The following is a 2,299-nucleotide window of genomic DNA, read 5'->3' on the forward strand; positions in this document are numbered from 1 at the left end:
CAAGGAGCGCGCCAATGAAGAAGAGGCCACCTGGCAGCAGATCTCCGATGCCTATATCGACTTCCTCGAGGTGGTGCTGGCCAACCCGGACCTGAAACTGCGCAGCCAGCCCGCGACCCCCGGCTTGACCGACGAACAGCGCGAACGCATGTTGCTGATCTTCGACATGCTCATCTCGCTGTTCGAGCGCGCCTACCTGCTGGTCTACGAAACGGGGATGGACGAGAAGAAACAGCGCCGCTGGCACTCCTGGGAGGACTACATGCGCGAGTGGAGCCGGCGCGAGGACTTCCGCGAACGGTTGCCGGAACTGCTGCGCGGCGAAGACCCGGATTTCGCCCTGTACCTGCAGCGCCTGGCGGATGAGGAAGCGTCTGCTGCACCGATCGGGTAGCGCGGCTGACACCCTGTAGGAGCCAGGGGAACGCCTATTGATCCGGCCCTTTAATGTCTTGATTTCCGTAGGGTGGGTTAGGCCGCAGGCCGTAACCCACCGACTGGCCCGCAGGGCCGGCCACAGGGATTGCTGACGACATCCATGGTGGGTTACGCCGCTACGCGGCTAACCCACCCTACGACTGCGGACTGCCGGCTGAAAGTTAAAACTTCAGCGGGCCGGATCAATAGTCCTTGCTGGCGATCCAGCAATGCTCGGCTCCTACACCTGGGCCGCGATTAGTCCGGCCCCGCTCGCCTGGCGTGCTGCGGGGCCGGCATTCTCAGGCAAACACGAAGTATTTGCGCACGGTCTCGACCACTTCCCAGGTGCCGCGCATGCCGGGCTCGACGATGAAGATGTCGCCGGCCTTCAGGTGGATCGGCTCCAGGCCATCCGGGGTGATGATGCAGTAGCCTTCCTGGAAGTGGCAGTACTCCCATTTCTCGTAGGCGACCCGCCATTTGCCGGGGGTGCAGATCCAGGTGCCCATGATCTTCTTGCCGTCTTCCGAGGTGTAGGCGTTGAGGTTGACGGTATGCGGGTCGCCGCCGATGCGCTCCCACTTGCAGGCGTCGAGCATCGGCACGGGGGCGGTATCGCGTAGAACGGTGATCGGGTTAGACATGTCTGCTCCAAGTTTTCCGGCTGAAAGAACACCGGCCTAACCTAGTGCCCTTGGCCCCTGCGCGGTTGTCTGTAGTCGACACTAAAGTGTCTGGAAACGCGCGGCGCGATGGCCTGGCGCAGCACGGCCTGCACGCCGAGCGTGCCGCGGGGTTGGCCGGCATTTATACGCGCCAGCTTCTGGCAACTGCGGTTTTATCGCCACTCGCACTAATCCCACGCGGCAATTCGGACTACCTTGGAACTTAGGACAGCAACAGGGAGGGCCTGATCCGATGACGATCCGCAGTATCATTTGTCGCCCACTCAGCACCCGCGTGACCCTGCACCTTGGCGCCGGCGCCGAAGCGCAGGAAGCACGCGTAACCATGGAGTCGCAGAGCCAGGCCGTGGCTGCCGGCCAACGAGGGGTAAAGTTGCAACACCGCGCATAGAGCGCAACGCCGACGCCCGCGTATGGGCAGATCGCACACCGCGAAAGCAGTCGAACAGGAGAGCCTGACCCTGGGTCAGGATAGCCAGCGCGCTAACCAAGATTCGTTCGAATTGCCCAGCGGGGCGACCCTACGCCGCACCCTGGCACTCGTCCAGGCGGCACGCAACACCGATCAGACGCTCCCACAGAGCGTACGCCGAGACGGCTGCTGACCCTCACCAGCGCCGCCTCGGCTCTAATCATCCAGCCCTTACTCAAATGCGTCCGCCATGCCTCAGCCAACCGACAACATGGCGCCCGCCGGGGTCGTGGTGCGTCCAGTGGATGACCCCCGCCCTGCGCATTCCACTCGTATTCGCCGAAGCCTCCCAGTGTCACGTCAACCTTGATATCTCGGTTCAACGCCTGGCTTGGGTGGGAGCGGCCGCCAGGTCGATGTTGTGCGCGGCCAGCAGCAGTACGGCGATGATCTTTTTCATGGGGAGCCCGCCATTCGGGTTCGAGGCGGTTTGGCGCCGGAAGGCTGCCCGCCTCAGGCCCGAGCTGGTTCGACCCAGGCGCGCACCTCGGCATAAGGGTAGCTATCCAGCGCGGCAAAGCCGGCGATGTTGCGCGCCTTGAGCTTGCCGAATAGCGGCGCGCTGATGCCGCAGAGGAAGCGGGTCAGGCATTCGGCGCTGGGGCTGCTGCCCTTGAGTTCCTGGTGGCGCTGGCTGAAGGCGCCACACAGGCCGTGCCGGTCCCGTTCGGCCAGCGGCGGCAGCGGCGGCGCAGGCGGCAGCCGGGCGATCTGGCCGTGG

General features: G+C 64.3%; 3 protein-coding genes and 1 pseudogene. 1 reads left to right on the plus strand and 3 read right to left on the minus strand.

The window, feature by feature from the left end; translation table 11 throughout:
• The coding region (locus tag V6M61_RS13405; RefSeq protein WP_332777075.1) for a hypothetical protein at positions 1-394 on the plus strand (394 nt) is incomplete at its 5' end.
• A 325-nt stretch (positions 395-719) separates the two neighbouring features.
• On the opposite strand, the gene V6M61_RS13410 is transcribed toward V6M61_RS13405, so the two are convergent.
• The 3 genes and pseudogenes from V6M61_RS13410 to V6M61_RS13415 form a co-directional block, all read right to left on the minus strand.
• On the minus strand, positions 720-1,064 hold the full coding sequence (locus V6M61_RS13410) for a cupin domain-containing protein (RefSeq protein ID WP_332777076.1): 345 nt from the start codon (positions 1,062-1,064) through the stop codon (positions 720-722).
• A gap of 689 nt (positions 1,065-1,753) precedes the next feature.
• Complete coding sequence (locus V6M61_RS21035; RefSeq protein WP_442957776.1) at positions 1,754-1,843, minus strand: DUF3465 domain-containing protein; 90 nt, start codon at positions 1,841-1,843, stop codon at positions 1,754-1,756.
• A 188-nt stretch (positions 1,844-2,031) separates the two neighbouring features.
• Positions 2,032-2,299 (minus strand): annotated as a pseudogene (locus V6M61_RS13415) (RecQ family ATP-dependent DNA helicase); the annotation flags it as partial.

Origin of the sequence: Polaromonas sp. (assembly GCF_036676035.1) — a bacterium.
Lineage (GTDB): Bacteria > Pseudomonadota > Gammaproteobacteria > Burkholderiales > Burkholderiaceae_C > Polaromonas.

Excerpts from the sequence above, each read along its gene's own strand:
- V6M61_RS13410 (WP_332777076.1), bottom strand. The coding sequence starts at position 1,064 with ATGTCTAACCCGATCACCGTTCTACGCGATACCGCCCCCGTGCCGATG.
- V6M61_RS21035 (WP_442957776.1), bottom strand. The coding sequence starts at position 1,843 with ATGCGCAGGGCGGGGGTCATCCACTGGACGCACCACGACCCCGGCGGG.